Source organism: Mycobacterium neumannii, from assembly GCF_002245615.1.
Classification (GTDB): domain Bacteria; phylum Actinomycetota; class Actinomycetes; order Mycobacteriales; family Mycobacteriaceae; genus Mycobacterium; species Mycobacterium neumannii_A.
On record NZ_NKCO01000011.1, the window covers coordinates 52614 to 77874 of the forward strand.

General features: G+C 66.5%; 26 protein-coding genes. 10 read left to right on the plus strand and 16 right to left on the minus strand.

Annotation, left to right across the window (positions count from 1 at the left end):
• Positions 1-12: 12 nt before the first annotated feature.
• Positions 13-1473, plus strand: coding sequence for an HNH endonuclease signature motif containing protein (locus CEX88_RS14640; protein WP_238382075.1), 1461 nt, complete (start codon positions 13-15; stop codon positions 1471-1473).
• Positions 1474-1499: 26 nt separating this feature from the next.
• Here CEX88_RS14640 and CEX88_RS14645 read toward each other — a convergent pair whose 3' ends face one another.
• Genes CEX88_RS14645 through fadD3 form a run of 6 tightly spaced genes read right to left on the minus strand, consistent with a single transcriptional unit; the run spans position 1500 to position 7998 of the window.
• Entirely contained in the window at positions 1500-2666 is a 1167-nt protein-coding gene (locus CEX88_RS14645) for a pyridoxal phosphate-dependent aminotransferase (RefSeq protein ID WP_094294014.1), read from the minus strand.
• Positions 2663-3394 (minus strand): PhnD/SsuA/transferrin family substrate-binding protein, encoded by a 732-nt coding sequence (locus CEX88_RS14650; protein WP_094294015.1) that lies wholly within the window; start codon positions 3392-3394, stop codon positions 2663-2665. The genes CEX88_RS14645 and CEX88_RS14650 overlap by 4 nt, the downstream gene beginning before the upstream one ends.
• Positions 3395-3430: 36 nt before the next feature.
• Entirely contained in the window at positions 3431-4372 is a 942-nt protein-coding gene (ipdE2, locus tag CEX88_RS14655; protein WP_094294016.1) for an acyl-CoA dehydrogenase IpdE2, read from the minus strand.
• On the minus strand, positions 4372-5325 hold the full coding sequence (locus tag CEX88_RS14660; RefSeq protein ID WP_094294017.1) for an acyl-CoA dehydrogenase family protein: 954 nt from the start codon (positions 5323-5325) through the stop codon (positions 4372-4374). The genes ipdE2 and CEX88_RS14660 overlap by 1 nt, the downstream gene beginning before the upstream one ends.
• 4 nt (positions 5326-5329) lie before the next feature.
• Positions 5330-6454, minus strand: a complete 1125-nt coding sequence (locus tag CEX88_RS14665) for an acyl-CoA dehydrogenase family protein (protein WP_094294018.1) — start codon at positions 6452-6454, stop codon at positions 5330-5332.
• A complete protein-coding gene (gene fadD3 / locus CEX88_RS14670) occupies positions 6454-7998 on the minus strand; it encodes a 3-((3aS,4S,7aS)-7a-methyl-1,5-dioxo-octahydro-1H-inden-4-yl)propanoate--CoA ligase FadD3 (protein ID WP_094294019.1) in 1545 nt (514 codons plus the stop codon). Before fadD3 ends, CEX88_RS14665 begins: the two co-directional genes overlap by 1 nt.
• Before the next feature lie 47 nt (positions 7999-8045).
• On the opposite strand from fadD3, the gene ipdE1 reads away from it, so the two are divergent.
• The 4 genes from ipdE1 (at position 8046) to fadA6 (ending at position 12012) form a co-directional block, all read left to right on the plus strand.
• The gene (gene ipdE1 / locus CEX88_RS14675) at positions 8046-9197 is read left to right on the plus strand and encodes an acyl-CoA dehydrogenase IpdE1 (protein ID WP_066841147.1); all 1152 of its coding nucleotides are present in this window, start codon (positions 8046-8048) and stop codon (positions 9195-9197) included.
• On the plus strand, positions 9194-9982 hold the full coding sequence (gene ipdF, locus CEX88_RS14680; RefSeq protein WP_066841145.1) for a (5R,7aS)-5-hydroxy-7a-methyl-1-oxo-2,3,5,6,7,7a-hexahydro-1H-indene-carboxyl-CoA reductase: 789 nt from the start codon (positions 9194-9196) through the stop codon (positions 9980-9982). The genes ipdE1 and ipdF overlap by 4 nt, the downstream gene beginning before the upstream one ends.
• A gap of 262 nt (positions 9983-10244) precedes the next feature.
• Positions 10245-10847 carry a TetR family transcriptional regulator KstR2 gene (gene kstR2, locus CEX88_RS14685; protein ID WP_082961544.1) on the plus strand — a complete coding sequence of 201 codons (603 nt, stop codon included), beginning with the start codon at positions 10245-10247 and terminating at the stop codon, positions 10845-10847.
• Between the two features lie 7 nt (positions 10848-10854).
• Positions 10855-12012: a steroid 3-ketoacyl-CoA thiolase FadA6 gene (gene fadA6 / locus CEX88_RS14690; RefSeq protein WP_066841141.1), complete on the plus strand. Its 1158-nt coding sequence runs from the start codon at positions 10855-10857 to the stop codon at positions 12010-12012.
• Here the strand turns inward: fadA6 and CEX88_RS14695 are convergent.
• From CEX88_RS14695 to echA20, 8 genes are read right to left on the minus strand one after another with little or no spacing between them, the layout of a single operon-like run.
• Positions 12009-12896: a hypothetical protein gene (locus CEX88_RS14695; protein WP_094294020.1), complete on the minus strand. Its 888-nt coding sequence runs from the start codon at positions 12894-12896 to the stop codon at positions 12009-12011. The genes fadA6 and CEX88_RS14695 overlap by 4 nt on opposite strands.
• 18 nt (positions 12897-12914) lie before the next feature.
• Positions 12915-14030 carry an NDMA-dependent alcohol dehydrogenase gene (locus CEX88_RS14700; protein ID WP_066841136.1) on the minus strand — a complete coding sequence of 372 codons (1116 nt, stop codon included), beginning with the start codon at positions 14028-14030 and terminating at the stop codon, positions 12915-12917.
• Positions 14031-14087: 57 nt separating this feature from the next.
• Positions 14088-14813, minus strand: coding sequence for a hypothetical protein (locus tag CEX88_RS14705; RefSeq protein WP_066841135.1), 726 nt, complete (start codon positions 14811-14813; stop codon positions 14088-14090).
• Complete coding sequence (locus CEX88_RS14710; RefSeq protein ID WP_094294021.1) at positions 14810-15463, minus strand: SatD family protein; 654 nt, start codon at positions 15461-15463, stop codon at positions 14810-14812. The genes CEX88_RS14705 and CEX88_RS14710 overlap by 4 nt, the downstream gene beginning before the upstream one ends.
• 43 nt (positions 15464-15506) lie before the next feature.
• A complete protein-coding gene (gene ipdC, locus CEX88_RS14715) occupies positions 15507-16583 on the minus strand; it encodes a (3aS,4S,5R,7aS)-5-hydroxy-7a-methyl-1-oxo-octahydro-1H-indene-4-carboxyl-CoA dehydrogenase (RefSeq protein WP_094294022.1) in 1077 nt (358 codons plus the stop codon).
• On the minus strand, positions 16580-17326 hold the full coding sequence (gene ipdB / locus CEX88_RS14720) for a cholesterol ring-cleaving hydrolase subunit IpdB (RefSeq protein WP_064419314.1): 747 nt from the start codon (positions 17324-17326) through the stop codon (positions 16580-16582). Before ipdB ends, ipdC begins: the two co-directional genes overlap by 4 nt.
• Entirely contained in the window at positions 17323-18198 is an 876-nt protein-coding gene (gene ipdA / locus CEX88_RS14725; RefSeq protein WP_094294023.1) for a cholesterol ring-cleaving hydrolase subunit IpdA, read from the minus strand. The genes ipdB and ipdA overlap by 4 nt, the downstream gene beginning before the upstream one ends.
• Positions 18195-18950: a (7aS)-7a-methyl-1,5-dioxo-2,3,5,6,7,7a-hexahydro-1H-indene-carboxyl-CoA hydrolase gene (gene echA20 / locus CEX88_RS14730; RefSeq protein WP_094294024.1), complete on the minus strand. Its 756-nt coding sequence runs from the start codon at positions 18948-18950 to the stop codon at positions 18195-18197. Before echA20 ends, ipdA begins: the two co-directional genes overlap by 4 nt.
• An 82-nt stretch (positions 18951-19032) precedes the next feature.
• Between echA20 and CEX88_RS14735 the strand changes: the two genes are divergently transcribed.
• Both CEX88_RS14735 and CEX88_RS14740 read left to right on the plus strand, forming a co-directional pair.
• A complete protein-coding gene (locus tag CEX88_RS14735) occupies positions 19033-19788 on the plus strand; it encodes an SDR family oxidoreductase (protein ID WP_094294096.1) in 756 nt (251 codons plus the stop codon).
• An 18-nt stretch (positions 19789-19806) separates the two neighbouring features.
• Positions 19807-20712, plus strand: a complete 906-nt coding sequence (locus CEX88_RS14740; protein WP_094294025.1) for an SDR family oxidoreductase — start codon at positions 19807-19809, stop codon at positions 20710-20712.
• 16 nt (positions 20713-20728) lie between these two features.
• Here the strand turns inward: CEX88_RS14740 and CEX88_RS14745 are convergent, their stop codons facing one another.
• Entirely contained in the window at positions 20729-21184 is a 456-nt protein-coding gene (locus CEX88_RS14745; protein WP_094294097.1) for a nitroreductase family deazaflavin-dependent oxidoreductase, read from the minus strand.
• A gap of 23 nt (positions 21185-21207) precedes the next feature.
• On the opposite strand from CEX88_RS14745, the gene CEX88_RS14750 reads away from it, so the two are divergent.
• Positions 21208-21588 (plus strand): DUF8021 domain-containing protein, encoded by a 381-nt coding sequence (locus CEX88_RS14750; protein WP_066841124.1) that lies wholly within the window; start codon positions 21208-21210, stop codon positions 21586-21588.
• A 49-nt stretch (positions 21589-21637) separates the two neighbouring features.
• Here CEX88_RS14750 and CEX88_RS14755 read toward each other — a convergent pair whose 3' ends face one another.
• On the minus strand, positions 21638-22801 hold the full coding sequence (locus CEX88_RS14755; protein ID WP_094294026.1) for a steroid 3-ketoacyl-CoA thiolase: 1164 nt from the start codon (positions 22799-22801) through the stop codon (positions 21638-21640).
• A gap of 129 nt (positions 22802-22930) precedes the next feature.
• On the opposite strand from CEX88_RS14755, the gene CEX88_RS14760 reads away from it, so the two are divergent.
• Positions 22931-24184, plus strand: a complete 1254-nt coding sequence (locus CEX88_RS14760; RefSeq protein ID WP_064399222.1) for a cytochrome P450 — start codon at positions 22931-22933, stop codon at positions 24182-24184.
• Between the two features lie 51 nt (positions 24185-24235).
• Positions 24236-25261: an acyl-CoA dehydrogenase family protein gene (locus CEX88_RS14765; protein ID WP_094294027.1), complete on the plus strand. Its 1026-nt coding sequence runs from the start codon at positions 24236-24238 to the stop codon at positions 25259-25261.

Sequence of the window (25261 nt, forward strand, 5' to 3'; positions counted from 1 at the left end):
ATAATCGAATATGTGTTCGAAGATGTGGATGAAGCGGGGTTGGTGGCCACCATCGAAGAGGCCACCCGCGCCGAAGCGTCCGCGAGCGCATTGCGCACGGCGGCGATTGGGGAGCTGATGTCGCGCCGCGGTGTCGGCGACGAGGATCATCCGCGCGCGTTGTGGGCGTGTGATCCGTGGGCTTCGGCCGCTGCCGAGGTCACCGCGGCCATGAACATCAGCCACGGCAGGGCCTGCGGCCAGATGCGCATCGCCGAAACCCTGCGCGATCACCTGCCCAAGGTCGGCGCGCTGTTCGGCGCGGGTCGGCTCTCAGCGCGGGTGATCGGGATACTCACCTGGCGTACCCGGTTGATCGCCAACGACGCGGTTTGGGCGCTGGTCGACGCGGCGCTGGCCGAACGGGCGGATGAGTGGGGACCGCTGTCGGAAGAGGATCTGCGCATCGGCGTGGACGCGTTGGTGCTGCAGTACGACCCCGACGCGGTGATCGCCAGCCAGGCCCGCACCCGTGGCCGCGATTTCAAAGTCGGGTCCTACGAAGACGAGCACGGCGCCACATCGGTGTGGGGCAAGTTGCAGCCCGCCGATGCCGCGGTCCTCGACCGCAAGGTCGCCGCGATGGTGGCCACCGTGTGCCCTGATGATCCGCGTTCGTCCGGCGAGCGTCGCAGCGACGCAGTCGGGGCGCTTGCGAACGGCAACGACCACCTACCGTGCGAATGCGGCTCCCCGGCCTGCCCGGCGCGGGCGGCCCAGCCCGCCCCGTCATCGTCGGTGGTGGTGAATGTTTACGCCGACCAGACCGCCGTCGATGCCACCCACGCGACACAGGAGTCCGTCCGCCGCACCGCGGCCTGCCGACGGGACGCGGGCACCGCAGTGATATCCGGAGTCGGGGGCCCCGAGGTGCTGACCACGCCGATGCTGGCCGCGCTGCTGCGCAACGGTGCCACGCTGCGGCCGCTGGGCGCACCGGACGAACAGCCCGAGCACGGATATCGGCCGTCGGCCAAGCTGGCCCGTCGCATCCGCGCCCGGGATCTGCGCTGCCGCTTTCCGGGATGCCATCGGCGAGCGGAGTTCTGCGATATAGACCACGTCACGTCCCATCCGAACGGGGCAACGCATCAGTCGAATCTGGCTTGCCTCTGCCGTCTTCACCACCTACTGAAAACCTTCTGGGTCGGTGACTGGTCGTATCTAATGCGAGCAGACGGCGCCGCGGTCTGGACGTCACCGACAGGCCGTACATATACGTCGTATCCAGGGTCTCGAAGTCTGTTCCCCGGATGGGACACCAGGGCAGCCGAGCTGCCGCCGCGGGCCACCAGCCCACCGCATGGTGCCGGCCCGCCACCCGACAACCGCGGGTTGAAGATGCCGATGCGCAAGAACACCCGATCGGTCGAACGTGCCCAACGGATTAAAGCCGAACGGGCACAGAACGCCTCGGAGTCGCCGTCGTTTTGACTCCGGTCGACGTGCGCACCGGAATGCTAATGCTGCAGTTGACCCAGCCAGCTGCCGATTCGCCGTAGCGCCTCGGTGATGTCGCCCGCCGGCCCGGCGAACGACAACCGGACGAAGGATCCACCGCGGGCCGGGTCGAAGTCGATGCCCGGTGCGATCGCAACTCCGGTGTCGGCGAGCAGCTTCGAACAGAACGACAGCGAATCCGATGTCAGATGCGACACGTCGGCGTACACGTAGAACGCTCCGTCGGTTGGGGCCAGGCGATCGATGCCGAGGGCGCGCAGGCCGTCGAGCAGCATCTGCCGGTTGGCGGCGTAGTGGTGCAGCAGCGCGTCGGACTCCGCGATCGACTCCGGGGTGAACGCCGCGATCGCGGCATACTGCGGCAGTGTCGGCGGGCAGATCGTGAAGTTTCCGGTGAGACGGTCGACCGCCCGCTGCAGTTCCTTCGGCACCAGAAGCCAGCCGAGCCGCCAGCCGGTCATCGCGAAGTATTTCGAGAAGCTGTTCACCACAATCGAATCCCGTGATGTCGCCCAGGCGCAGCTGACGGCGGGAGCACCCTCGTAGACCAGCCCGTGGTACACCTCGTCGCTGATCAGCCGGACATCGCGCGACGCGCACCACGAAGCGATCGCAGCGAGCTCGTCCGGCGGAATCACCGTGCCTGTCGGGTTGGCGGGGCTCGCCACGATGACACCCTGTACGGCCGGGTCGAGTTCCGCGAGCATCTGCACCGTCGGCTGAAAACGGGTCGCGGGGCCGCAGGGTATCTCCACGACCTCACAACCCAGCGCGGAGAGGATGTTGCGGTAACAGGGGTATCCGGGGCTGGCGATCGCGACGCGGTCACCGACGTCGAAGCAGGCCAGGAACGCCAGCAGAAAGCCACCCGACGAGCCCGTGGTGATGACCACGTCTTCCGGGTCCACCTGCAGGCCATGCCGATCCAGGTACGAATGGGCGATTGCTGCGCGCAGCTCCGGGATCCCGAGCGCGACGGTATAGCCGAGGACGGTGGTCTCCAGTGCCTCCTTGGCCGCTGCCCGCACGGCTGCGGGAGCGCCCGCGCTCGGTTGGCCCGCGGACAGGTTGACCAGGTCGCCGTGACTGCGCTGCCGCTCGGCGGCGGCCAGCCAGACGTCCATGACGTAGAACGGGGGGATCCCTGCGCGCAGTGCGACGCTCATCGGGGGCATTCCGTCAGCTGGTCGAGATCGTGGAAGAACCCGTGCACGTCGGCGTAGTAAAACGGTTTGAGGGCGCCGTACACGCCGCTCCAGTCGGGCACCCAGGTGAGCAAAGCGTCGAGAAGCGTTGCACAGGAGGCGTTGTCGACTGCTTCTTTGACGAGGACGACCGGAGGCCTACAGTTGTCGTATCGAGCGACGATCCTGGTCGTCGACGCGTTCTCGGGTGTCATCTTCCATACATCTTCGAGGACCATCGTCGCCCGAACTCGCCCGGAGACAACGGCATCGATCTGTCCCTGCCAGGGGGGAACCGCAACGAAATGCATCGCGAGTTTCCGCTGGCCGGTGAACAGAATGGCGGGAGCGAAGTAGCTCGATGTGCATGAAGTGTTGATGTAACCGCATTGCGCTCCGGCCAGGTCGTCCAGTCCGCTAGCAGCGTCGTCGCGTCGGACGACGAGCACGCTGGTCTGGCGGGGCTCACCGGTGAACTTCGATGTTGCGATCGCCAATCCCCGGTAATGGTGATCACCGCTTCGGAGCAAGCGGTGCAAGCTGGGTGCCGGGACATAGGCGATGTCCGGCTGATGTTGCGCCAGCGCCCGGTCGATGCCGGCGAGGTCGGTGCTCTCGGCTGCGGAGATCCCCTCCGCGGCGAGAAGTGTGGTCCACGGCTCGTCGCAGGCGGGCAAGCCGAGGTTCTGATCCACGACGAAGCTCAACATTGCCGCGAGCCTACGTCGGAAGCTCGACAGCCAACGCTAGAACACTTCGGATTCGAGGCGGCGCAGATGATCGCGCGGAGCACCGAGCAACTGGGCACTGCCGTGCGCGCGCTTGAAATACAGCTGAATGTCGTGCTCCCAGGTGATCGCGATGCCGCCGTGCATCTGGACGGCTTCGGCGGCGACGTTGGTGAACGCCTCGCTCGCCGAGAACCGGGCCAGCGCAGCCGAGGTCGGTGACGGCGCGGCGATCGCCTCGTCGACGACGGCACGCGCGGACTGAACCGCGACGTACAAGTCGGCCATCCGGTGCTTGAGCGCCTGGAAACTGCCAATGGGCCTGCCGAACTGCACCCGGTCCTTCGTGTACTGCACCGTCAGGTCGAGGCACCGCGACGCCGCGCCGATCTGCTCGGCGGCCATCAGCAACGCAGCGGTGTCGGCCAGTCCCGGATCCGAGCCGATGTCGGTGCTCTGTTGGACCTCGACGCGCGCCAGCCGGCGGGTCAGGTCCATCGCATCCAGGCGCGTCGCGGTGAACTCGGTCCACCGGGCCAACAGGTCGCCGTCCGCCCCGATCACCACGTCGGCAATGTCGCCGTTGATCACATAGTCGGGGTCGAAGACCACCGTGCCGACGATGGCGCCCTCGGCCATACCCTCGAGCGCTTCGGTGTCCGGCTCGTCGCCGGCCAGTAGTGCGAGCTCGGCGAGAGTGGTCCCCAACAGGGGAGTCGGAACCAGTGCCTTGCCGAGCTCCTCGAGCACGACCGCCGCATCGGCAAGCTCACCGCCCGCGCCGCCCAGCTCCTCGGGCACCACAAGCGCCGCCGCACCGACCTGCTCGCACAGCAGCGTCCACAGCGATTCGTCGTATCCGCGTTCGGATTCCATCGCCTCGCGCACCGCGGCGGGCGACGCGTGCTTGTCGACCAGCGCGGCGACGGTCTCGCGTAGCAGTTGGCGTTCTTCACTCATCAGAGGGCCTCCAGTACGCGCCGACGGTGGACAGCGGGATCCCCCCACGCCGAGCGCAGCGCCTGCGCACGCAACAGCCACAACGACAGGTCGTGCTCCTGGGTGAATCCGATCGCGCCATGTGTCTGCAGTGCCGAGCGGGCCGCCAGCAGTGCGGCGTCGCTGGCCGCGGCCTTGGCGGCGCTGACATCGCGCGCCGTGTCGGCGGATCCGTCGGCAAGCGATAGGGCCGCGCCGTACACCAGCGGTCGGGCCAACTCCACCGCGATGTGCACGTCGGCGAGTTTGTGCTTGATCGCCTGGTAGGTGCCGATGACCTTGCCGAACTGGCTGCGCTGCTTGGCGTATTCGACCGACGTGTCCAGCATCGCCTGGCTCGCGCCCACCAGTTGGGCCGCGGTGGCGAGCACGCCGAACTCATAGGCGCGGGCCACGTCGGCTGGTCTGCCATCGCCTGACGTGTTGACGTCGAACAGCTTTCGGCTCGGGTCGACCGATTCGTGCTCGGCTCCCGCGGCGCCGTCATGTACTTCACCATCGTCGGCCACGAGGATGAGCCCCGCGGTGTCGGCGTCGACAGCCCTCGGCACCTGTGGCGGCAGGGCGACGGTCGCGATCAGCTCGCCGGAAGCCAAGCCGGCGCAACGCTCGTCGTCGGCGAGCAGGATCGGCGCGACCGCGATGGATTCGACCACCGGGCCGGGAACGCACCACCGGCCGAGTCGCTCGATGGCGACCACCAGGTCGACCGGATGAGCCTCGATGCCGTCGTACTTCTCGGGCACCAGAAGCGCCGTGACGCCGAGGTCGGTCAGCTGCGCCCACACCTTGCGGCCCGGTGACGTGTCCCCGGCGGCCCACGCGCGAACCGCGCCCGGCAGGTCGGCCGCACTCAGTGCGGCGTCGATGCTGGCGGCGAAATCGCGCTGCTGTTCGTCCAATTCGAAGTTCATGTGGTTACTTTCGCGGCAGGCCCAGCAGGCGCTCGGCGATGATGTTGCGCTGAATCTCGTTGGTTCCGGCGTAGATCGGTCCGCCGAGCGAGAACAGCAAGCCTTCGGTCCAGTTGTCGGCGAGCTCGGCGTCGGGACCGCGCATGTCCAGGGCGGTCTGGTGGATGGCGACGTCGAGGTCGGACCAGAACACCTTCGTCACACTCGACTCGGCGCCCAATTCGCCGCCTGCGGCGACGCGCGTCACGGTGCCGAATGTGTGCAGGCGGTAGGCCTGGGCCTTGATCCAGGCATCGGCCACGCGGTCGGCGTAAGCGGGGTCGGGGTTCTCTTTCCATTGCGCGACAAGCCGTTCGGCGGGGGCAATGAAGCGAGCCGGGCTTCGCAACGACATGCCGCGCTCATTGCTCGACGTGCTCATCGCGGCGCGCCAGCCCTCGTGCACCTCGCCGATGACGTCGTTGTCGGGCACGAACACGTCGTCGAGGAAGATCTCACCGAAACCGGTGTCACCGCCGAGTTGCGCGATGGGGCGGACCGTGACGCCGTCGGCCTTGAGGTCGAACATGAAGTACGTGAGGCCGCGGTGGCGTTCGGCCTCGGGGTCGGAGCGGAACAGCCCGAAGGCGCGTTCCCCGAACGGCGCGCGTGAACTCCAGATCTTCTGCCCGTTGAGCAGCCAGCCGCCGTCGGTGCTGGTGGCCGTCGACCGCAGCGACGCCAGGTCGCTACCCGACTCGGGTTCCGACCAGGCCTGCGCCCAGATCTCCTCACCGCTCGCCATTTTCGGCAGGATGCGGTCGAGCTGTTCGGTGGTGCCGTGGGCGAACAGAGTCGGCGCCAGCATCGACGTGCCGTTGGCGCTGGCGCGGCCGGGAGCCCCGGCGCGGAAGTACTCTTCTTCGTACACCACCCACTGCAGCAGGCTGGCGTCGCGGCCCCCGTATTTCTCCGGCCAGGTGATCACGGACAGCCCGGCGTCGTAGAGCACCTTGTCCCAGCGTCGGTGCTGTTCGAAACCTTCGGCGGTGTCGTACGACTTAGTCGGGAAGCGGTCCTTGTTCTCGGCCAGGAACTCGCGCACCTCGGCCTGGAACTCTCGCGTCGCGTCGTCGATATTCAGGTCCATCAGGAAGATCCAGCCCTCTCACGCAGCAGCGGTTTGACTACCTTGCCCCCGGGGTTTCGCGGCAGCGCATCGAGAAACTCGACCGAGCGGGGAGTCTTGAAGTTCGCCAGATGCTCCCGGGTGTAAGCGATTACGGTTTCCTCGTCGAGTTCGGCGCCGGGCTTGACCACGATATAGGCCTTGCCCACCTCACCGAGCCGTACGTCGGGCACGCCGATCACCGCGGATTCCGCGACGCCGTCCAGTCGCGCGAGCACCTGCTCGATCTCGGCGGGGTAGACGTTAAACCCGCCGCAGATGTACATGTCCTTGAGGCGGTCGGTGATGCGCAGGTTGCCGTTGTCGTCGACGGTGCCTACGTCGCCGGTGTGCAGCCAGCCGTCGGAATCGATGGCCGCCGCGGTGGCGTCGGGGTCGTCGAGGTAGCCCAGCATGACATTCGGTCCACGCAACAGCACCTCGCCCGCGTCGTCCTCGCCCGGGCTGTCGATGCGCAGTTCGAAATCCGCGATCGGGCGGCCCGATGTGGTGGCCACGGTGACGGCGTCGTCGTCGGGACGGCACATCGTTCCGAACCCACTCGCCTCGGTGAGGCCGTAGGCGGTCAGCACGATGTCGATGTCCAGTTCGGTTTGCATCCGCTCGATCAACACCACCGGGATGGTCGCCGCGCCGGTGACGGCGAACCGCAGCGAGGTCAGGTCAAAGTCGGCGCGATTGGGATGGTCGAGCAGCGTCTGATAGATCGTCGGCGGCCCCGGCAACACGGTGATGCGGTGCTCCTGCACGGCGGACATCGTCTTCTCGGGATCGAACGTCAGCTGCGGGATCAGCGTGGCGCCGGTCTGCAGGCAGGCCAGGATGCCCGCTTTGTAGCCGAAGTTGTGGAAGAACGGGTTGATGCACAGGTAACGGTCGTCGCTCGTCAGTCGGCCGCACTCGGCCCACGCCGCCGGGGCGTCGAGCGACTGGCGGTGCGCGCACAGCACGCCCTTGCTGCGGCCGGTGGTGCCGGAGGTGAACAGGATGTCGGAGACGTCGTCGGGTTCCACCGCGTCGGCACGCGCATCCACCGCGCCGAGGTCGGTGCCGCGGGTGAGGAACTCGTCCCAGGTGCCATCGTGCTTCTCGATCGGCACCCGGACCACGTGGTGTAGCTGCGGCAGGGCGTCGCGGTCGATGGAGGCGGCTTTGTCGGCGCCGAGGAACTCACCCGATGCGAACAGCAGCGGGGCGCCGGTGCGCGAGAGGATGTCGGTGGCCTCGCTGGCGGTGTAGCGGGTGTTGAGAGGTACGACGACGCCGCCCGCGTAGTGGGTGGCCAGGCAGGCGACCACCCAGTGCCAGGTGTTGGGGGACCAGATCGCGACGCGGTCACCGGCGTAGATGCCGAGGTCGATCATGGCTGCGGCCGCCCGGCGGACCTCGTCGCGCAGCTGGGCGAACGTGAACGTCCGGTCCTCGGTCAACAGGGCCGGGTGGTCGGCGAATCGGTCGGCAATGTGGTCCAAGACCTGGGGAATGGTCCTTGGATCCGAACTCATCGCTGCTCCTCTAACAAAGCAAGTGCTTGGTAGGTTAGCCTACAAGGGTGATTGAGGTCGAGGAGTTCCGGGCCGAGGTCCGCGACTGGCTCGCCGACAACCTCGTCGGGGAGTACGCCGCACTCAAGGGCCTCGGCGGGCCGGGCCGAGAACACGAAGCATTCGAGGAACGCCGAGCGTGGAACCAGCATCTGGCGGCGGCCGGACTGACATGCCTGGGCTGGCCCGAAGAGCACGGCGGTCGCGGTCTGTCGGTGGCGCACCGGGTGGCGTTCTACGAGGAGTACGCGATTGCGAACGCTCCTGCGAAGGTCAACCACTTCGGTGAGGAGTTGCTGGGACCGACGTTAATCGCGTACGGCACCCCCGAGCAGCAGAAGCGCTTCCTGCCGAAGATCCTCGACGTGACCGAGTTGTGGTGCCAGGGCTACTCCGAACCGGGTGCCGGCAGCGACCTCGCCAACGTGTCCACGACCGCCGAACTCGACGGCGACCAGTGGGTGGTCAACGGGCAGAAGGTGTGGACCTCGCTCGCGCACTGGGCGCAGTGGTGCTTCGTCGTCGCCCGCACAGAGAAGGGCTCCAAGCGGCACGCCGGTCTGTCGTATCTGCTGGTGCCGCTGGATCAACCGGGCGTGGAGATTCGCCCCATCGTGCAGCTGACCGGCGACTCGGAGTTCAACGAGGTTTTCTTCGACGACGCCCGCACGGATGCGTCGCTGGTGGTCGGCGAACCGGGTGACGGCTGGCGGGTCGCGATGGGCACGCTGACGTTCGAGCGCGGGGTGTCGACGCTGGGCCAGCAGATCGAGTACGCCCGCGAGCTCTCCGGTGTGGCGGAGTTGGCGAAACGCACTGGCGCAGCGGATGATCCGTTGGTCAGGGAGCGATTGGCGCGGTCGTGGGCCGGCCTGCGGACGATGCGGTCGTACGCACTGGCGACCATGGACGTCGAGCAGCCGGGTCAAGACAACGTTTCGAAGCTGTTGTGGGCCAACTGGCATCGCGAGCTCGGCGAGATCGCGATGGACGTGCTCGGCCGCGAGGGTCTGACGCTGACCGACGGCGACTTCAGTGAGTGGCAGCGGCTGTACCTGTTCTCGCGGGCGGACACGATCTACGGCGGGTCCAACGAGGTGCAGCGCAACATCATCGCCGAGCGGGTGCTCGGTCTCCCCCGAGAGGTCAGGCCTTCGTGAACCTGTCAGAAGCCCCGAAAGAGATTGAGGGACACGGCCTGCTGACCGGCAAGGTGGTCGTCGTGACGGCGGCTGCGGGCACCGGCATCGGGGCCGCGGTGGCACGCCGGGCGCTGCTCGAGGGCGCCGACGTGGTTGTCTCCGACCATCACGAGCGGCGCCTCGGCGAGGCCCGCGATCAGTTGCTCGAACTCGGGTTGGGGCGGGTCGAAAGTGTCGTATGCGACGTGACCTCCACCGCACAGGTGGATGCGTTGATCGCATCTACGACGGCGCGGATGGGCCGACTGGACGTCATGGTCAACAATGCCGGCCTCGGCGGGCAGACCCCCGTCGTCGACATGACAGACGAAGAGTGGGACCGCGTCCTCAACGTCACGCTGACGTCGGTGATGCGTGCGACGCGGGCGGCGTTGCGGTACTTCCGCGACGCCGACCACGGCGGCGTGATCGTCAACAACGCCAGCGTGTTGGGTTGGCGCGCACAGCATTCACAGTCGCACTACGCCGCAGCCAAGGCCGGGGTGATGGCGCTGACTCGGTGCAGTGCGATCGAGGCCGTCGAGTACGGGGTGCGAATCAATGCGGTCTCACCGAGCATCGCGCGGCACAAGTTCCTCGAGAAGACCAGCAGCGCGGATCTGTTGGACCGGTTGTCGGAGGGCGAGGCGTTCGGCCGCGCGGCCGAGCCGTGGGAGGTCGCCGCGACGATCGCATTCTTGGCCAGTGACTACTCCAGTTATCTGACTGGAGAAGTGATTTCGGTGTCGAGTCAACGGGCCTAGGTGGTAGTCCGACCGTCGACAGCCCGACGCGCCGGCTTTGTAGGATCCCAGATACACCATCGCGATGACGCCCAGGGTCAGCACGGTCACCAGGGCGAGCTGCACTTTCTGTCCGGCCGCGATGGGTCGGTGGGCCAACGCATCGCGATATCCGAGGGAGAAGGCGCTGAATAAGACGATGGCGCCCATACCAACCGGCTCGCCAACCGGGACGCAAGTAGCCAAGCAAGCGCTTGGTTGATATCATGTGTCGGTGGATCAGGTGCCACAGAAGCAGCCGGCGAGTCAGCCGCCGACACGCCGCGCCGAGCTACTCGAGCTCGCCGCGACGATGTTCGCCGAGCGAGGCCTGCGCGCGACGACGGTGCGCGATATCGCCGACTCCGCGGGCATCCTCTCAGGCAGCCTGTATCACCACTTCTCATCGAAGGAAGAAATGGTCGACGAAGTCCTGCGGGGCTTCCTCGACTGGTTGTTCACGCGCTACCAGGAGATCGTCGACACCGAACCCAACCCGCTGGAGCGCCTCAAGGGTCTGTTCATGACCTCGTTCGAGGCGATCGAGCACCGGCACGCGCAGGTCGTCATCTATCAGGACGAGGCCAAGCGGTTGTCCGGGCAGGAGCGGTTCTCCTACGTGGAGCAGCGCAACAAAGAACAACGCAAGATGTGGCTGGACCTGCTCAACCAGGGTGTCGAAGAGGGCTACTTCCGGCCCGACATCGACGTTGATCTGGTGTACCGGTTCATCCGCGACACCACCTGGGTTTCAGTCCGCTGGTATCAGCCGGGCGGACCGCTCACAGCCGAAGAGGTCGGCCGTCAGTATCTCGCTATCGTTCTTGGTGGCATCACGAAAAAATGAGGAAACCATGACTCCAACATCGCAGGCTTACGTCATCGACGCGGTTCGCACCGCAGTCGGCAAGCGCAACGGATCGCTGGCCGGTGTGCATCCCGTGGATCTGGGCGCTGCCGCATGGCGGGGCCTGTTCGACCGCGTCGAAGTGGATCCCGGCGCGGTCGACGATGTCATCGCCGGTTGCGTTGACGCGATCGGTCCGCAGGCCGGCAACATCGCCCGGCTGTCGTGGCTGGCGGCCGGCTACCCGGAAGAGGTGCCGGGCGTCACCGTCGACCGACAGTGCGGGTCCAGCCAGCAGGCCGTTTCCTTTGGTGCACAAGCGATCATGTCTGGAACGGCCGACCTCATCGTCGCCGGCGGCATGCAGAATATGAGCCAGATCCCGATCTCGTCGGCGATGACCGTGGCCGAGCAGTTCGGCTTCACCTCGCCGACAAACGAGTCCAAGAGCTGGCTGCACCGCTACGGCGATCAGGAGATCTCACAGTTCCGCGGCGCCGAGCTGATCGCGGAAAAGTGGGACATTTCGCGCGAGGAGATGGAGCAGTACTCGCTGACGAGCCACGAACGGGCACAAGAGGCGATCCGCTCCGGTTACTTCGAGAACGAGATCATTGCGGTCGACGGGTTCGCCACCGACGAGGGTCCTCGCGACACCTCGCTGGAGAAGATGGCCGGCCTCAAGACCCTCGTCGACGGCGGCCGGCTGACCGCCGCGATGGCCAGCCAGATCTCCGACGGCGCCAGTGCGGTGCTGCTGGCCTCCGAGCAGGCCGTCAAGGACCACGGACTCAAGCCCCGCGCCCGCATCCACCACATCAGCGCCCGCGGCGCCGACCCGGTGTTCATGTTGACCGGGCCGATTCCGGCAACGGAGTACGCGTTGAAGAAGACGGGCCTGTCGATCGAGGACATCGACACCGTCGAGATCAACGAAGCCTTCGCGCCGGTCGTGATGGCCTGGCTCAAGGAGACCGGCGCAGACCCCGCGAAGGTCAACCCCAGCGGCGGCGCGATCGCGCTCGGTCATCCGCTGGGTGCGACGGGTGCGAAGTTGTTCGCGACGATGCTGAACACGTTGGAGCGCACCGGCGGTCGCTACGGCCTGCAGACGATGTGCGAAGGCGGCGGCACCGCCAACGTCACGATCATCGAGCGCCTCTAGGCCTCCCGCGGCCTCGCACTGTCGCCCTCGACGAGCTCTCGCATCGCCGCAAACCCGTCATGGCGGTGCGCACCGAGCGCCCACACCACGGCGATCACGGGCAACAGTGCGAAGGCCGCCCACCAGTTCGCACCGGCCGGCAGTAGATCGGCGATCACTTCCGCTCGTGGCGTTCCGTTCACGTCGGCCGGCAGCCACTCGTTGAGCAGGACCGCCAGCATGCGGGAGGTCTGGAACGGCCCGACGCTGGTCGCGATAATCCAGCTGGCACAGGAGATCCCAAGCGACCACGGCCATGCCAGCAGCAATGATTGTCTGTCGACCAGTTCGGCGGCGCAGCGCACGGTCTCGGCAAGGTAGGCAACGCCGAGCGCAGCCAGGAGCACTCCGATCTGCGCGGTGAGCAGGTCGTTGACCACCGGATGCGCCAGCTCGTCGTCGGGCCGCGTCGGCAGCCCGATCGCCAGGGCGATGAGGCCGGCCACCAATGCGAGCGTCGCCAGGCGCGCGGCCGTATCGCTGACGCGGTCGAACGAGTCGACGACGGTACGAATCACCAACCGTGACGCCGTAGCCGGCGCGGTTCGATACACGACCACCAGCACGAGACCGGACACCACGATGGCGATCAACCACGTCATCACAGCCGTGCCCACAGCCGTCAGGGCCAGCGATCCCAGAAGCGGAACCAGCACGTCGTCAGTGCTGACGCTACTGCGAATGACGATCAGCGGCACGGCGCCGAACGCCACCGCACCCGCCAAACCCAGGACCAACGGGACCGTGAATCGCGTGAGATCGGCGGGATTGAGGTCCAGCTTGCGATTGCGGACGGCGTGAATCTCGGTGCTCAGCACCGACCGCACATGCGACAGCCAGCGCACTATGCCTCCGACATCACGTCAGTGGTCGTGGATGATCACGCCGCGGATGTTGCGCCCCGCGAGCATGTCGTCGTAACCCTCGTTGATGTCGTTGAGTTTGTATTCGGCAGTGACGGTTTCGTCGAGCAGAAGCTTGCCGTCGCGGTAGAGGTTGAGGAGCCGCGGGATGTCGGCGCGCGGATTGGCCTCGCCGTAGAGGCTGCCCAGCAGGCGCTTCTGGAACAGCGTCATCATCGCCATCGACAGCGTCGGCGTGACGTCGGCCATCGACGCGATCGCCGTCATCACAACCGCACCGCCCTTGCGGATGATGTTGAGCGCCTCGTCGATCATCCGCCCTTCGAGCACGCCCATGGTCAGCAGCGCGGAGTCGGCCATCACGCCGCGGGTGAGCTCGGCGACCAGTTCCATCGCCTCCGGCATGGAGGTCACGAAGTGGGTGGCGCCGAACCCGAAAGCTTTCTCCCGCTTGCTCTCTACGAGGTCGACGACCACGATGTGTTCCGCTCCGGCCAGCCGCGCACCTTGAATTGCGCCGCTGCCGATCCCGCCGCACCCGATGATAACGACCGTGTCACCGGGGCTGACGTCTGCGGTGTTGACGGCCGAACCCCACCCCGTCATCACCCCGCAGCCCAACAGGCAGGCCCGGGCCAGTGGCAGATCGTCGTCGATCTTGACGACCGATGCCTCCGACAGCGTGCCGAACTGCGAGAAGCTGCCGATGCCCGACAAGACGCCGACGTCCTGACCGCGGACCTTGCGTCGGTATGTGCCGTCGGCCTGCAGGCCAATCAGGATCAGCGCGCCGAGGTCACACAGGTTCTGATGTCCGCTGGCGCACCAACGGCAGCGTCCGCACGCCGGCAGGAACGACGTGACGACGTGGTCACCAACGTTGAGGTCGCGCACGCCGGGACCGACTTCCACGACGACGCCCGCGCCCTCGTGGCCACCGATGATCGGCAGCGGCACATCGGCGAAATCACCCGTGACGACATGGTGGTCCGAGTGGCACAGCCCGGTGGCCTCGAAGGAGATGAGGACCTCGCCCTCCTTTGGGCCATCGAGGTCGATCTCCTCGATGCTCCACGGCTCGTTGAGTCCCCACAGAACGGCGGCGTTGGTCTTCATGGGCGCGAGTGTAGGAAACGTGGGGCCGGATTACGGGCGAATCGAAAGGCTTACTGTTCAGTGCGCGAGAGCCAGGCCGCCGAGCGCGACGATCCAGCTGGCGAAGCTGCCGACGAGGAAGTACTCGGTCACTTCGTCGATTCCGATTCCTCCGTTTTCGCGTGCCTTCTGAGCGTTGATCTCCGGGAATCGGATGATGCTCTTGGCGGCGACGACGGCCGTGGCCGCGGCGAGCTGGCCTGCCAGGCCCAGCCCGAGGATGAGCACCCGCTCCATCGGACCGAGGAGCCGCCCGCCCTTCAACCGGTCAGAGGCCTGCGGCTCGCCCGTCGGTTTGACCGAGCCGACAGAGCCAAGCACCAAGCGCACCAACTGATTCCCGGTTACGAGTTGCATCAGCATCACACCGACGATCATCAAGAGCCGGTCGGGGGACACCGCGATGCCGACCCAGTCCGGCCACCGCGCCGCCACACCTGCCACCTCCGAACCCCAGCCCGAGAGCAGGATCAGCACCCCGAGCGCACCGCCGAACACGACCAGCGGGGCGATCTGTCGGCGTCCGGTGCGTTCGGCTCGCGCGCTCAGCACCACCCAGCCGACGCCGGCCACCGCCGCCACGACGAGCAGCACGATGTCGCCCCGCCGCCACAACCCGGCCATCGCCGCGCAACCGATCACGACCAGGGGTGCCGCCGCGGCGGATAGCCACACGCGATCGACGAGCCGCCGAAGGACATCGGCGACACCGATCGCGATCAGCAGCACCGCGACCGCGCTCATGGCACGTCCCGCAGATACTGCGCCGCGAGCAGGATGAGGTCCAACCCGTCGCGGCCCGCGCGTTGGGATACCGCCGACGCGCTGATGCCCTCGTCCGCCGCGATGTCCTTCTTGGTCTTGCCGGTCAACAGTCCCTTCACAATCCTCAATGAGCGGTCATCGAGCGATCCAATCAGATGGTCCCGACACAGCAGCGCGGCGTTGATCGCGTTGAGGTCGCGGCGGCTCTCGCCTTCGGCCCGAAACGACGTGCGCACCAAGGCCAGCCCCGGTTGGCGTTGCGCGGAGGCGGTCCACTCGATCGCTTCGCGGGCAGCCCACCATCCCGGCCCGTCCTGGATGCCGGAGTTCGCATCCAATACGGTCACTGAACCCCAGCCGACACCGAATCGAACGTCGATCCCGGGCGCGACGGCCAGCCGAATGACGAACGCCGCTTCGATCGCCGCGCCGACCGTTCGATAGCTGCCCTGGAACTCATCACCGACCGTGAATGCGGGTGCGTCGATGGCGTCGCCGCCGGCGTCGGCGAGCGCCTTGTCGAGTGCGCGATGCGTGGCGGCGCGATCGGCTACGTGGCGCGAGCCGATCACGTCGCCGATCAATGTGGCGCGCGAGCGCGGTGAAGGGGATCGCTTCAGTGCTGACACATGAAGATTATAGCTTCACTACTACAGAATTAAGTGATATCCTTCACTCGATGTAGCCGCTGGCTTGTCGCAGGTGCTTGACCGCATCGGCAACGATCGTCTCGATCAGTTCCGCACACGACGGCAGATCGTCCAGGATGCCTGCGACCTGGCCGGAGGCCAGTACCCCCGCGTCCGTATTGCCCTCGACCAGACCGGCTTTGAGCAACATCGGGGTGTTGGCGGCCATGACCACCTGCGACCAGGTCAACTCCTTGCCGTGCCGCATTGCCAGGCCGTCGCGGATCATCGACCGCCATGTCATACCCGACATCTTCTTGAACTTCTGCGCGTTTCGGACGGCCGCGGAGAATCCCCGAAGTCGTGATCCGCTCTCCAGCTTCTCGACCAGGCCGGTGCGCAGCACGCGGTGCGGCATCCCGTCGACACGGGTCGATACGACGGTGCCGTCCAAGCCCGATTCCAGGTAGCGGCGCTTGACCGCATCCGGCACCGTGGAGTCCGACGTCAGCAGGAATCGGGTGCCCATCGCAACTCCGGCCGCGCCGTAGGACAGCGCCGCCGCCAGCCCGCGGCCGTCGAAGAAGCCACCGGCCGCAATGACCGGGATCTCGACAGCGTCCAGCACCGACGGCAACAACAATGTCGTCGCGATCGGCCCCGTGTGGCCGCCGCCTTCACCGCCCTGCACGATCACCGCGTCGGCGCCCCAGCCCGCCACCTTCTTGGCGTGCTTGGCTAGGCCGACCGATGGAATCACCACGACGCCGGCGTCTTTGAGCTTGGCGATCAGATCGGGTTTGGGAGCCAGGGCGAATGAGGCGACCTTGACGCCCTCGCGAATCAACAGGTCGATGCGTTCTCCGGCATCTCCCGCGTCGGCACGGATGTTGATGCCGAAAGGCTTGTCTGTGGTGCTTTTGACCTTGGTGACCGCCGTCTGCAGTTCCTCGAGCGTCATGGTCGCCGACGCGAGGATTCCCAGGCCGCCGGCGTTCGACGTCGCCGAGACCAGCCGTGCGCCCGCGACCCAGCCCATGCCGGTCTGGACCACTGGATGTTCGATACCGATGAGCTCGGTCAGCGGTGTGCGAAGTGTCGGCTTACCCGGCGTGCTCACCGAATTTCCTTGTCCCGCAGTCCCTTGGGGTCGATCACCTCGCGGATCAGCCTCTGCTCGTCGTCGGTGGGGAGCCGGGTCTGCTCGGCGGAGTCCAGCCCGTGCACCTCGAACGAGGTGTTCTCGGCGACCTGTTCGGGCTCGATACCGGGATGCAGTGACACGGCCCGCATCTGATGATCGGGACCGTTGAAGTCGAACACACCGAGGTTCGTGATCACCCGGTACACGTTGACGAACCGGTACGCCGGGTTGTCGGGATCGATTTTGTCCCAACCGATACCGGAGACGATGTCGACGGATTCACCGAACACGCGCGTCGAGTGGTTGCCCACCCAGTAACTCGTCGCGTGGTTGATGGTGTTGCCCGGTGCCCCGCGCACACCGAACATCTGGCGGGTCGGATGCTGCAGCGGCCCGAACGCCGACAGGTTCTGGTTGCCGTAGCGGTCGATCTGGTTGGCGCCCATGACCACATGGCGCCGACCCCAGGCCAGCGTCTCGAAGACCCGACCGAACGGCATCCAACCTTCGATCGCCCCTGCGGCGCCGAGTGCGGGCGTGTCGGCGAGCAGGCGCGCCTCACCGTCGGTCAGCAGGATGTCGGGGGAGAAGGTCAGCCGGGCCAGTCGGGCGCCGATCGAGACCATGGTCGTCATCGGGCTGACCATGATCTCACCGGCGTCGCGGAACAACTCGGCGCAGGCGACTGCGCACACTTCGGCACGGGATACCGACATCATTGATCCTCCTGCAGCTTGCGCACCGCAGCCTGGTAGTCGGCCTCGGTGCCGGACAGATAGGTCTGCACGAACTCCTGCCACGACTCGTCGGATTTTGCCGCTTCGGCGTAGTGGCGCTGGAACTTCTCGTCGCGACGGTAGTCAGGCTCGGCCGTCGTGAAGTGCGCACCGTTGGGTGCCTCGACGACGGCGTCGACCATCATCCGGTTGATCAGAAGTGCCTGCGGCGGAACGGCCTTGACCAGTTCGTCGGTCGGAACCACTTGCTCGACCGACAGGAACCGGCGTTCGGCCGCCATCAGGTACAGATCGTCGAAGTAGGGGTCGATGCCGGTGTAGGCAGCATTGCCCGCAGCGTCGCCGAGATTCATGTGGACGAACGCGGCGTCCAACGTGAGCGCGGGCATCGCGACGAGTTCTTCGTAGGCCTCGCCGGTGGGGTAGGGGGACCGCACGGTCTTCAGCTCGTCGCCCCAGAACGCGCGGACGTCGCTGCCCAGCCCGGCCCGGATCGGGAGAAACGGCAGTCGCTGGGCCGCGGCCTGCAACCCGCACCGAAGCATGCCCTCGTCCATCTCGCGGGCCTCGATCGCGGGGGTGGTGCGCGCCTTGGCGAACCACGGGTCGTAGAACGGCGGCGAGTCGAGCGACACGAAGCCGTAGTAGGCACGTTTCACCTTGCCCGCCGAGCACAGCAGCCCGAGGTCGGGTCCGCCGTAGGTGACGACCGTGAGGTCGGTGACGTCAGTGCGCAGCAGCGCCCGCACGAACGCCATCGGCTTACGCCGAGAACCCCAGCCGCCGATTCCGATCGTCATCCCACTGCGAATCTGCGAGACGGCGTCGTCGAGAGTTGTTCTCTTGTCGCTCATTTGGACCCCTTTTCGGTGCCGGCGAACGCGTCGCGGTGCTCGTCTGACACGCCTGCGAGGTTCAGCTCGAACGTGAAGCCCTGCTCCATGCGGTAGCTGGAGTTCACCCTCTGTACGTCGATCAAGTTCAGCGCCTCCTTGGCCGCCCGGATCACCCGGGTGTCCTTGGCGGCGATGTCGCGCGCGACGCGCAGCGCGGCCTCGTCGAGTTGATCGCGGGGAACCACCTCATGCACCGAGCCGAAGTGGTGCAGCGTCGCCGCATCGACCGTGGCGGCGGTGAAGAACAACCGGCGCATCATGTGCTGGGGCACCAAACGCGACAGGTGCGTCGCCGCGCCGAGCGCGCCACGCTCGACCTCGGGCAGGCCGAAGGTCGCGTCGTCCGAGGCGACGATGACGTCGGCGTTGCCGACCAAACCGATGCCGCCCCCGACGCAGAATCCGTTGACGGCGGCGACCACCGGGACCGCACACTCGTAGACCGCCTTGAACGCCGCATAGCAGCCGCGGTTGGCGTCGATCAGCGCGGTGAAGCCCTCCGTGCGTTGCATCTCCTTGATGTCGACACCGGCGTTGAAGCCTCGGCCGGTGGCGCGCAGGATCACGACATGCGTTTCCGGATTGGCTCCCGCCTTGGTGATCTCGTCGGCGAGTTCGAACCAGCCGCGCGACGGAATCGCGTTGACCGGCGGGTAGTCGACGGTGACCGAGACGATTCCCGGTTCGGTGATGGTCGAGTTGATAGTCATCTGAGCTCCCGAGCACTTCCTGGGTCCGGTAGGAAAGCAAGCACTTGCTTGGTACGCTAGCACAGTGACCGACCTGCAAAACATGAACCTCGGCCTCGACGGCAGGGTGGTGCTGGTGACCGGCGGTGTGCGCGGGGTCGGCGCCGGCATCAGCGCCGTGTTCGCCGATCAGGGCGCCACCGTCGTCACGTGCGCCCGCCGGCCAGTCGAGGGCCTGCCGTACGAGTTCCACGCCTGCGATGTGCGTGACGACGACGCGGTCGCCGCTCTGGTCGAGACCGTCGCTGAGCGTCACGGTCGTATCGACGTGGTGATCAACAATGCCGGCGGATCGCCGTACGTGCTCGCCGCGGAGTCGTCGGCCAAGTTCAGCCGCAAGATCGTCGAACTCAATCTTCTGGGGCCGCTTTCGGTGTCCACCCACGCGAATGCGCGGATGCAGAAGCAGGAACGTGGCGGGTCGATCATCAACATCGCGAGCGTGAGCGGGCGCAGGCCCACGCCGGGCACCGCATCCTACGGGGCGGCCAAAGCCGGCATGGAAAGCCTCACCTCCACGTTGGCGGTCGAGTGGGCGCCGAAGGTTCGCGTCAACTCGGTCGTGGTCGGGATGGTTGAGACCGAACAGTCCGAACTCTTCTACGGCGATGCGGATTCCATCGCGGCGATCTCGCGCAACGTCCCGCTGGGCCGGCTCGCCAAACCGGCGGACGTGGGTTGGGCGGCGGCATTCCTGGCCTCCGACGCGGCGTCATACATCAGCGGCGCATCGCTTGAAGTGCACGGCGGCGGCGAGCCGCCGCACTACCTCGCAACCACCACTGCCGATATCAAATAGTCAAGGGAGACAACGAATATGGGATTGCTCGACGGCCGCGTGGTCATCGTGACGGGGTCCGGCGGCGGCATCGGTCGCGCACACGCTCTCGCGTTCGCCGCCGAGGGCGCCCGCGTGGTGGTCAACGACATCGGTGTGGGACTCGACGGGTCACCCGCCGGCGGTGGTAGCGCCGCGCAAAGCGTCGTCGACGAAATCACCGCAGCCGGAGGGGAAGCTGTCGCCAACGGTGCCAACGTCGCCGACTGGACCCAGGCCGAGGGCCTGATCCAGACCGCGGTCGACACGTTCGGTGGGCTCGATGTCTTGGTGAACAACGCCGGCATCGTCCGCGACCGGATGTTCGCGAACACCAGCGAAGAAGAGTTCGACGCCGTCATCGCCGTGCACCTCAAGGGGCACTTCGCCACCATGCGGCACGCCGGGGCGTACTGGCGCGCGCAGTCCAAGGCCGGCAATCCCGTCGATGCCCGGATCATCAACACGAGCTCGGGCGCCGGCTTGCAAGGCAGTGTGGGACAGGCGAATTACAGCGCCGCGAAGGCGGGAATCGCGGCCCTGACCCTGGTGGCCGCTGCGGAGATGGGTCGTTACGGCGTCACGGTCAACGCGATCGCGCCGTCGGCACGCACCCGGATGACCGAGACCGTGTTCGCCGACATGATGGCCACCCAAGGTCAGGACTTCGACGCGATGGCGCCCGAGAACGTCTCGCCGCTGGTGGTCTGGCTGGGAAGCGTCGAATCCAAAGATGTCACCGGCCGCATGTTCGAGGTCGAAGGCGGGATCGTCCGGGTCGCCGAGGGCTGGGCGCACGGGCCCCAGGTCGACAAGGGCGCGCGGTGGGATCCGGCCGAACTCGGTCCGGTGGTCGCCGATCTGCTGGCGAAAGCGCGTCCCCCCGTGCCGGTCTACGGCGCGTGAGCGGCCGGGTCGTCGGTCAGGGTTCGCACACCACCAACGGGATCACGCGGTCGGTCCAGGACTGGTAATCCTCGTACGTCGGGTACATCTCGACCAGCCGTGGCCAGTACGTCGCACGTTCCTCTTCGGTCGCGTCGCGCGCGGTCAGGTCGAGTACCTCGCTTTTGATCTGCACCTGGACGCGGGGATCGGCCTTGAGGTTCAGGTACCACATCGGGTGCTTGTCGCTGCCGCCCTTCGACGCGGCGACGATGACCTTGTCGCCGTCGCGGTGAAAGTACAGCGGGCTGACCCGCGGTTGGCCGCTCTTGCGCCCGGTGGTCGTCAGCAGGGCCACCGGGATGCCCTGGAACTCGCCGCCGAGCCCTTCACCGTTGTTGCGGCGATACATAAAGGTGTTGAGCCTCGACATCTGTTTGACGAAGAAGTCCGAAGCCTTCGTATCCATGAAGCGTGGCCGCGACTTTGGCATGGCCGCCATCCTATGCTCGATCGATGGGCACAGTCTCTGACACCGATCGCATCGCCGCTGCGGAGTCCTATATCGATGCGCTGGTCAGCCATCGCGGCGACGACGTCCCCTTCGCGCCGGACTGCATCAGGATCGAGAACGGTCTCAAGACCGGCTTCTCGGGTGCGCATCTGCGCCGCAGCCTGAATGGCGGACCACAGTTCCGGATCATCTCGGCGATCGTCGATCGTGAATTCCGCGTCGACGGCGACGAAGTGCACGCGACGTTCACCGTCGTCACGAAGCCGCGAATCGCGGGTCGCCGCGTGGGTGCCCGCACCGAGGAGACCTTCCTCATTCCGGCTGACGACGGAAAGATCCACCACATCCACGCGCGCGTGCGACCGGTACTGCTGCGCGACTGAGCACGCGCAAACTGCCTCTCTGTCCGACGGTTTCGGGCAGGAGGTGCGACTAGATCCGTTCGATGATCGTGCCTGTGGACAGCGCACCGCCGGCACACATCGTGACCAACGCGGTGCTCTTGTCGGTGCGCTCCAACTCGTGCAGGGCGGTGGTGATCAGCCGGCTGCCGGTGCTGCCGACGGGGTGGCCGAGCGCGATCGCGCCGCCGTTGACGTTGACGCGGTCCATGTCGGGTTCGTGTACCCGGGCCCACGACAGGACGACCGAGGCGAAGGCCTCGTTGATCTCGACGATGTCGATGTCGCCCATCTTCATACCGGCCTTTTCGAGCACCTTCGCCGTCGACTGAACCGGCCCGTCGAGGTGGTAGTACGGTTCGGCGCCGACCAGCGCCTGGCTCACGATGCGCGCCCGCGGGCGCAGGCCGTGGGCTTTGGCCACATCACTGTCCATCCACAGCACGGCGGCCGCACCGTCGGAGATCTGCGACGAGGTGCCGGCGGTGTGGATGCCGTCCTCGAGTACCGGCTTCAGCGATGCCAAACCCTCGAGGGTGGTGTCGCGTAGGCCCTGGTCGCGCGTCACGACGTGGCGCTCACTGGTGGGCTGTTTCTGCTCGTCGAGCACGGGAGCCTCGATGCCGCTGATTTCGCGGTCGAACCGGCCTTCGGCCCATGCCTGCTTGGCCTTGCGCTGGGACTCGAAGCCGAACTGGTCGATGTCCTCGCGGGTGATCCCGCGCCGTTTGGCGATCCGCTCGGCGGCGGTGAACTGGTCGGGCAGGTCGATGTCCCACGACGCCGGCCGCAGGATGCTGCGGTCGGGGCCGGCGTTGGCGCCGAGGCCGACGCGGCTCATCGCCTCGATACCGCAGGCGATGCCGATGTCGATGGCGCCCGCTGCGATCAATCCGGCAATGAGCCCGTTGGCCTGCTGGCCGCTGCCGCACTGGCAGTCCACGGTCATCGCGCCGACGTGCTCGGGCAGGCCGGCCACCAGCCAGCTCACCCGGGTGATGTTGTTGGACTGTTCGCCGTACTGGGTGACACAGCCCCCGACGACCTGTTCGACATCAGCGGCGTTGATCCCGGCCTTCTCCACGAGGGCCTTCTGGGTGGCGCCGAGCAACTCGGTGGCGTGTAGACCGGATAGCCAGCCGTTGCGCTTACCGATGGGGCTACGGGTGGCTTCGACGATGACAGGGTTACCCATTCCGTCAGGCTAGAACACGTTTCATTACTCTGACAAGCGGCGTTGATGACCTGCCTTTTATCTGCGCAGAAGGCATGTTTTACTGGCACTAGAACATGTTGCAATAACTGTTGCGGAGGAGCTTCCCCCATGCCTTGCCCGAATATCCCAGCCGACTTCGACTTCCTCGACGCGAGCCTGAACCTGGAGCGCCTGCCCGTCGAAGAGCTGGCCGAGTTGCGCAAGTCCGAGCCGATCCACTGGGTCGACGTGCCGGGTGGCACCGGTGGCTTCGGCGACAAGGGTTACTGGCTGGTGACCAAGCACGCCGACGTCAAAGAGGTCTCGAAGCGCAACGACGTCTTCGGCAGCTCACCGGACGGCGCCATCCCGGTCTGGCCGCAGGACATGACGCGCGATGCCATCGATTTGCAGAAGGCCGTCCTGCTGAACATGGACGCGCCGCAGCACACCCGTCTTCGCAAGATCATCTCGCGCGGCTTCACGCCCCGCGCCGTGGGACGGCTCGAAGACGAACTGCGTTCTCGGGCGCAGAAGATCGCCGAGACCGCCGCGGCCGAGGGCTCCGGCGACTTCGTCGAACAGGTCTCGTGCGAACTTCCGCTGCAGGCCATCGCCGAACTGCTCGGCGTCCCGCAGGACGACCGCGACAAGATCTTCCGTTGGTCCAATGAGATGACCGCCGGCGAAGACCCCGAGTACGCCGACGTCGATCCTGCGGTGTCGTCGTTCGAGTTGATCCAGTACGCGATGAAGATGGCCGAGGAGCGGGCCAAGAACCCGACCGAAGACATCGTCACCAAGCTGATCGAGGCCGACATCGAAGGCGAGAAGCTTTCCGATGACGAGTTCGGCTTCTTCGTCGTGATGCTCGCGGTCGCCGGTAACGAGACCACCCGCAACTCCATCACCCACGGGATGATCGCGTTCTCGCAGAATCCCGACCAGTGGGAGCTCTACAAGCGCGAACGCCCCGAGACCGCCGCCGACGAGATCGTGCGTTGGGCCACCCCGGTTTCGGCCTTCCAGCGCACCGCGTTGGAGGATGTCGAGCTGGGTGGCGTGCAGATCAAGAAGGGGCAGCGGGTCGTGATGTCCTACCGCTCGGCCAACTTCGACGAAGAGGTCTTCGAGAACCCGCACAAGTTCGACATCCTGCGCGATCCCAATCCGCACGTCGGCTTCGGTGGCACCGGCGCGCACTACTGCATCGGCGCGAACCTGGCGAAGATGACCATCAACCTGATCTTCAACGCGGTCGCCGACCACATGCCCGATCTCAAGCCGATCGGCGAGCCCGAGCGGCTCAAGTCGGGCTGGCTCAACGGCATCAAGCACTGGCAGGTGGATTACACCGGAAAGTGCCCGGTCACCAACAGCTGACGACGTAAGTTGTAGCGACCGCGAAATTTCCCGGTATCAAGGAGGATTCGGGTGGACTTCAGTCCAGACGAAGGGCAGCAGGCTGTCGCCGACGTGGTGACCTCGGTGCTGACCCGGGACAACAGCTGGGACGCACTGGTGTCCGGCGGCGTGACAGCCCTGGCGGTTCCCGAGCGTCTCGGCGGCGACGGCGTCGGCCTGCCCGAGGTGGCCACCGCGCTCACCGAGATCGGCAGGCACGCCACGATCAGCCCCGCGTTGGCCACGCTGGGTCTGGGGTTGTTGCCCCTTCTCGAATCGGCGACCGACGAGCAGCAGGACCGCTATCTGTCCGGGGTCGCCAAAGGCGCAGTCCTCTCGGCCGCGCTCAACGAGTCGGGGGCGCCGCTACCGGATCGGCCCGCGGTCACGTTCGCCGATGGCCGGCTCAACGGTACGAAGGTCGCCGTTCCCTATGCGGAACAGGCGGATTGGCTCGTCGTCACCACCGACACCGCCGTGGTGGTGGTGTCGCCGAAGGCCGACGGCGTGGTGGTGACGAAGACGCCGACCTCCAACCACGGTGACGAGTACGCGGTGACGTTCACCGATGCCGCCGTCGACGGCACGCTCGAGGGCGCGCAGCCGCGACGGATCAATCAGCTGGCCCTCGCCGCGATCGGTGCGTTGGCTTCGGGGCTGGTCGCCGGCGCGCTGCGGCTCACCGCCGACTACGTGGCCAATCGCGAGCAGTTCGGCAAGCCGCTGTCGACCTTCCAGACCGTCGCTGCGCAGCTCGCCGAGGTCTACATCGCCTCGCGCACACTGACATTGGCGGCTAACTCGGTGACCTGGCGACTGTCCGAAGGCCGCGACGCTGACGACGATATCGACATCCTCGGATATTGGCTGGCCTCGCAGGCGCCTCCGGTGATGCAGCTCTGCCATCACCTGCATGGCGGCATGGGTATGGACATCGCCTACCCGATGGACCGCTACTACTCCTCGATCAAGGACCTCGCCCGCCTCGTGGGTGGTCCGTCACACCGGCTCGACTTGGTGGGAGCCGCACTGGGCGAGCGAGGGGACGGGAAATAG